Below are 5,647 nucleotides of genomic sequence, written 5' to 3' on the forward strand. Positions count from 1 at the left end.
TACGTTCCCCTGTTGATCTGGGCGGCCAGCCGCACCCGCTGGGTCGAGCTGTTCAGCGACCCGCGCCGCCAGCACCTGCTGTTCGGCACCGTGTTCGGCCTGTTCGCGCTGTGGCTGGTGCGGCGCGATTTCGACACCGGCGTGTCCTACCACTTCATCGGCATGACCGCCGTGACCCTCCTGCTGGATTGGCCGCTGGCCATACTCGGCGGCTTTCTCGCCCAGCTCGGCCTGCTCGCCCTCGGCCGCCAGGACCTGGCAGCGCTGGGCGTGAACGGCCTGTTGATCATCGGCTTGCCGGTGCTGGTCACCGAGGTGTGCGCGATCCTGGTCGAACGCGCCCAGCCGCGTAACCTGTTCGTCTATATCTTCTGTTCGGGATTCTTCGCTGCCGCCCTGGCGACCTTGTTGTGCCTGATGGCCGCGCTGGGTGTGCTATGGCTGGACGGGCTGTTCGCCATGCCCGAGTGGCTCAGCGATTTCGTCGGCTACCTGTGGCTGATGATGTTCCCCGAGGCCTTCATCAACGGCACCGTGATCAGCGCCCTGGTGGTGTTCTGCCCCGAGTGGCTGGAAACCTTCAACCGCACCCGCTACCTGCAGGCCCCGTGGAAGGATGAAGAGGGCGAGGGGAAGGACTGAATCGCCTCTAAAAACGCCTGTAGAAACCCTCTGCGGGAATGGCACCAGCAAAAGCCTGGGCCATCCCCACCCCCTCATCAAATCAATGCCGAGGCTCAAGATCCCCCGAATACAGCTCATCCTCCGACTCCGGCGCCGCTGGAATCTTGTGTTCCTCGGCCGCCCAGGCCCCCAGGTCGATCAGCTTGCAGCGATCAGAGCAGAACGGCCGGTTCGGGCTCTTCTCGCTCCATTCCACAGGTGCGCCACAGGTCGGGCAATCGACGGTCATTGGCTGGCTCAAGGCTGGCCTCCTCGCAAAGTCAGGTAAAAGGCATGCAACTGGTCGATCTGCTCATGCAGCCACGGCAGGTCGCGGTCATTGACCACCACATCGTCGGCATGGCGCAGGCGCTCTTCCCGCGCCAACTGCGCCTTGAGAATCGCCTGCACCTGCTCCTCGCTGGTGTTGTCACGCTGCAGCGTGCGCGCGATCTGCAGCGCTTGCGGCACATCGATCACCAGGATGCGCTGGGTCTTCTGGTACTGCCCCGACTCGATCAGCAGCGGCGACACATACACCGCATAGGGCGACTCGGCCTTGGCCAGGTAGCTGAAGATCTCCTGCCCGATCAGCGGGTGCAGCAGTTGCTCGAGCCAGCGCCGCTGCGCAGGGTCGGCAAAGATCTGCTGGCGCAGGGCCGAGCGGTCGAGGGTGCCGTCATCCAGCAGCACGCCCGCGCCAAAGCGCTCGACGATGCTTGCCAGCGCCGGCCGACCCGGCTCGACCACCCAGCGCGCCGCCTGGTCGGCATCCACCAGGTGCACGCCAAGCTCGACGAAGCGCTCGGCGGCGGCGCTCTTGCCGCTGCCGATGCCGCCGGTCAGTCCGAGAATCCAGGGGGTAAATGCAGCAGTGGTCATCAGTATCCGAGCAGTTGCATGTAGGAAGCGTATATTTCATCACCCCAGAGCCATGCGATCCAGCCCGCAATTGCCAGATAGGGCCCAAAAGGCATCGTCGTCCCCAGCGAAGCCTTGCGCAGCCGCAGCAGGCACAGCCCGATCACCGCCCCCACCACCGACGACAGCAACAGCGTCAGCGGCAGCACCTGCCAGCCGCCCCATGCGCCCAGCAGCGCCAGCAGCTTGAAGTCGCCATAGCCCAGGCCCTCCTTGCCGGTGACCAACCGAAACAGCCAATACACCGACCACAGGCTCAGGTAACCGACCACCGCCCCCCACAGCGCATCGGCCAGCGGCACGAACACCCCGAAGGCATTGACCACCAGCCCCAGCCACAGCGTCGGCAGCACCAGCACATCCGGCAGCAATTGATGCTCCGCATCGATCAGGCTCAGGGCCAGCAGGCACCACGTCAGCACCAGCGCCAACAGCGCCTGCACGCTCACCCCGAAATGCCACGCCACCACCAGCGACAGCCCCGCGCAGGCCAGCTCCACCAGCGGATAACGCAGGCTGATCCGCCCCTTGCACGCCGAGCAGCGCCCACGCAGGGCCAGGTAACTCACGACCGGAATGTTTTCCCACGCCCGAATCCGATGCCCGCAGCCCGGGCAGTGCGAGGCCGGCAGGCACAGGTCGAAACGCTCATGCGCCTCCACCGGCATCCCCAGCACCTCACGCGCCTCGTTCTGCCACTGGCGTTCGAGCATCACCGGCAACCGATGCACCAGCACATTCAGAAAGCTGCCCACCAGCAGCCCGAGCACGGCTGCACTCGCCAGGAAGAACCCTGGCTGGTCGGCAAGAAAAGTCCACAGATTCATGTCAGATCAGGCTACCCAACTGGAAGATCGGCAAGTACATGGCCACCACCAGGCCACCCACCAGAACACCGAGGATCAGCACGATGGCTGGCTCCAGCAGGCTGGTCAACTGCTCCAGCGCCTGCCCGACCTGTTCCTCGTAATGACAGGCCGCCTTGTTCAGCATCGCTTCCAGCGTGCCGCTCGACTCACCGATCGCCGTCAACTGCACCAACAGCGGCGCGAACAACGGCTCCAGCGCCATCGCCTGATGCAGCCCCAAGCCATTGGCCATGCCTTGGCGCAACTGGCGGATCGCCCGCTCGTGCAAGGCATCGCCGCTCGCCGCCGCCACGGTTTCCAACGCATCGAGCAACACCACCCCCGAACCATAGGCCGTCCCAAGGCTACGTGCGAAGCGCGCCAATGCCGCATGGCTCAACAAGCGCCCGAACACCGGCACCCGCAGCGCCTGGCGAATCATCCACAACCGCCCCGGCAAGTGCTCCCGATACAGCTTGCGCACCGCCAGACCCGCCACACCGAATATCCCCAGCACACCCAGTAGATGCCGCCCCAGAGCGTCAGACAATTCGATAACCCACCGCGTAAAGACCGGCAACTCCTTGCCCACTCCCGCAAACATCCCCTCGAAGCGTGGCACCACCTCCAGCAACAGCAACGCCGACACCCCAAGCCCCGTCAGCAGCAGAATCAGCGGATACAGCATCGCCTTGCGCACCCTGCGCCGCAGCGCCTGACGCCGTTCCAGCAGGTCTGCCAACTGCTCCAGTTGCCGATCCAGCGTCCCCGACTGCTCCCCGACTCGCACCAGGTTGCAGAACAACGCATCGAACCAACGCGGGTGCCGCTGCAGCGCATCCGCCAGCCCCAACCCTGCAGAAACATCCTGCTGCAAGCGCCCCAGCAACCGCACCATCCCAGCGTCTGCACCACTGCGCCCCATCACCTCGAACGCCTGCAACAGCGGCACCCCCGCTTTCAACAGCGTCGCCAACTGACGCGAAAACCCCGGCGCATCCACCTTCTCCCGCCGCACCGGCAGCTTCCAACCCCGCCCACCCGCCGGCCACACCCGCGCGCCCTTGATCCCCTGGCGCAACAACCCCGCCTGCACGAATGCCGGGCTGCGCCCCTGCATCTGCCCACTGACCCGTGCCCCTTGCGCATCCACGCCTCGCCACGCATACAACCGAGTCGAATCCTTCATTCGCCAGCTCCTTGCCACACCCGACAAGCCCCGTAACAGCTTGCCGCGCCCATCCCAGGGCAGAAATTCCAGACGCTCACTAGAGTAGTTGAGCGGACACGACGTCCAGCCACGCAGGGGTGACAAAAGGTGTCCATTGGGCTCTACTGCGCCCCAGCCGACCCCGGCCCGCCAAGCGGCTCGAGGCCTGACCGAATCGACAAGGAACCTGTTATGAAAGGGCAACGCGGTATCACCCTCATCGAACTGATGATCGTCGTCGCGATCATCGGCATCCTCGCGACCATCGCGATCCCCATGTACACCAACCACCAGGCCCGCACCAAAGCCGCGGCCGGCCTGCTGGAAATTTCCGCGCTCAAGACCCCGATGGACCTGCGCCTGAACGAAGGCAAGGACGTCGCCGACGTTGCCGCGCTAGGCGGACAACCCACGACCAACCACTGCGCCATCGTCGCCAGCGGCAATGCCGCCGCAGGCACCGGCAGCATCGTCTGCACCCTCGCGGATGCGCCTGCGAACGTCGTGGGCAAGCGTCTGACACTGATCCGCGCGGCGACCGGGTGGGCGTGCAGCACCGACATCGAAGAGGATCTTGCGCCTAGTGGTTGTGCAGGCTTGGCGGGGCAGGGTAATAAGTGAAGGGAAACAGGGGTTTGCGTATGGATGGCGGCGGTGGTAGCTTTGCGGACACGCCGGTGTAGCTCAGTCGGTAGAGCAGCGCACTCGTAACGCGAAGGTCGCAGGTTCGATTCCTGTCTCCGGCACCACATCCAGCTCCACTGCATTCCGCTGAATGCTTTGGAAGCCCTCTAAACCGGCCTTCTGGCCGGTTTTTCGTTTCCACGACCCTCCGTCGGGAACCAACAAAATCCCCAATAACCGGGGGTATTTTTGGGGTACAGCGTATTTCCTCAATGGAGAACGTACCCCTATGCCACGCCTAGCTATTCCGCTCAGCGACCTCAAATGCCGCACGGCCAAACCGCGTGATCGTGCCTACAAATTGTTCGACGGCGGGGGCATGTACCTGTACGTCGCACCCAGTGGTTCGAAGACTTGGCGGCTGCGGTATTTCAAACCCAGCGGCAAGGAAGGCACGCTAATTATCGGAAAGTACCCCATCGTCTCGTTGGCCGTCGCAAGGAACAAGCGCGATGAGGCCAAGGCTCTGTTGCTAGACAATCTTGATCCGATGGAAGAAAAGCAGAAGGCCAAGATCGCAGCCCAGCGGGCGAGCCTTCTCTTTGAAACCGTTGCCCTGGAGTGGCACGTCGAAATGTCTCGGCGCTGGACCGAGGGCCACGCCAAGACGGTGCTGAGCAGGTTGCGCACCCATGTGTTTCCACTGATCGGCCAGCGGCCCATCGCCGAACTCGACACCCACGATCTGCTTGAGGTTACCCAGCGAATCAAGGATCGCGGCACCATGGATGTTGCGCTGCGTGTGCAGAACTACCTATCCACGATCATGCGGGGTGCGAAGCGGGCGCGGCAGATCACTCAAAACCCAGCGCTCGATCTGGCCGGCTCGATTCAAGCGCCGCATACTGTGCACCGTCCAGCACTCTCGCTGAACCGCCTTCCTGAATTGTTGGACCGAATCGACAACTACACCGGTCGCGAGCTGACTTGAACTGGTCAACTAATTTTGGACACCGGTTTAGGTTTTATGCCGCTTCCTTCAGCTTTTTCTCCATGGCTACCGGGGTTTCATAACCGTTGTAGCTGTGGAGGCGCTTCAGGTTGTAGCGCACCAAGTAAGCCTGGATATCCGCCCGAGCTTGCTCTTCGGTTTTATAGCCCTCAGCAGGGATCCACTCTGATTTCAGGGCCCCGAAGAAACGCTCCATGGCGGCATTGTCCCAACACTGTCCGCGATGACTCATGCTCTGGTTCAGGCTGTACTCTTCAAGTGCAGCCCTAAATTTGTGGCTGGTGTACTGACATCCCTGGTCGGAATGAAACATCACGCCTGTCGGTTTGCCACGGGACTCGGCTGCCATGTGCAGCGCGTTACAGGCCA

The 5,647-nt window shown here is 63.1% G+C and carries 7 protein-coding genes, 1 tRNA gene and 1 pseudogene; 4 read left to right on the plus strand and 5 right to left on the minus strand.

Annotated elements, in window-relative coordinates:
• The coding region (locus tag VA602_RS14535) for an energy-coupling factor ABC transporter permease (RefSeq protein WP_323453559.1) at positions 1-642 on the plus strand (642 nt) is incomplete at its 5' end.
• 82 nt (positions 643-724) lie between these two features.
• On the opposite strand, the gene yacG is transcribed toward VA602_RS14535, so the two are convergent.
• The 4 genes from yacG to VA602_RS14555 are packed head-to-tail and all read right to left on the minus strand — an operon-like array spanning position 725 to position 3,621.
• Positions 725-925 carry a DNA gyrase inhibitor YacG gene (gene yacG, locus VA602_RS14540; protein WP_054895240.1) on the minus strand — a complete coding sequence of 67 codons (201 nt, stop codon included), beginning with the start codon at positions 923-925 and terminating at the stop codon, positions 725-727.
• A complete protein-coding gene (coaE, locus tag VA602_RS14545; RefSeq protein WP_054895241.1) occupies positions 922-1,545 on the minus strand; it encodes a dephospho-CoA kinase in 624 nt (207 codons plus the stop codon). Before coaE ends, yacG begins: the two co-directional genes overlap by 4 nt.
• Positions 1,545-2,411: a prepilin peptidase gene (locus tag VA602_RS14550; protein ID WP_323453560.1), complete on the minus strand. Its 867-nt coding sequence runs from the start codon at positions 2,409-2,411 to the stop codon at positions 1,545-1,547. The genes coaE and VA602_RS14550 overlap by 1 nt, the downstream gene beginning before the upstream one ends.
• Position 2,412: 1 nt before the next feature.
• Positions 2,413-3,621, minus strand: coding sequence for a type II secretion system F family protein (locus VA602_RS14555; RefSeq protein ID WP_323453561.1), 1,209 nt, complete (start codon positions 3,619-3,621; stop codon positions 2,413-2,415).
• 213 nt (positions 3,622-3,834) lie between these two features.
• Here VA602_RS14555 and VA602_RS14560 point away from each other — a divergent pair, with 213 nt between their 5' ends.
• From VA602_RS14560 to VA602_RS14570, 3 genes and pseudogenes are all read left to right on the plus strand, one after another.
• Positions 3,835-4,263: a pilin gene (locus VA602_RS14560; protein WP_323453562.1), complete on the plus strand. Its 429-nt coding sequence runs from the start codon at positions 3,835-3,837 to the stop codon at positions 4,261-4,263.
• 52 nt (positions 4,264-4,315) lie between these two features.
• Positions 4,316-4,391 (plus strand) — tRNA-Thr (locus tag VA602_RS14565).
• 164 nt (positions 4,392-4,555) lie between these two features.
• A pseudogene (locus VA602_RS14570) lies at positions 4,556-5,254 on the plus strand (tyrosine-type recombinase/integrase); the annotation flags it as partial.
• A gap of 37 nt (positions 5,255-5,291) precedes the next feature.
• Here the strand turns inward: VA602_RS14570 and VA602_RS14575 are convergent.
• The coding region (locus VA602_RS14575) for an integrase core domain-containing protein (protein WP_323453563.1) at positions 5,292-5,647 on the minus strand (356 nt) is incomplete at its 5' end.

Source organism: Pseudomonas machongensis (assembly GCF_034961125.1).
Taxonomy (GTDB): domain Bacteria; phylum Pseudomonadota; class Gammaproteobacteria; order Pseudomonadales; family Pseudomonadaceae; genus Aquipseudomonas; species Aquipseudomonas machongensis.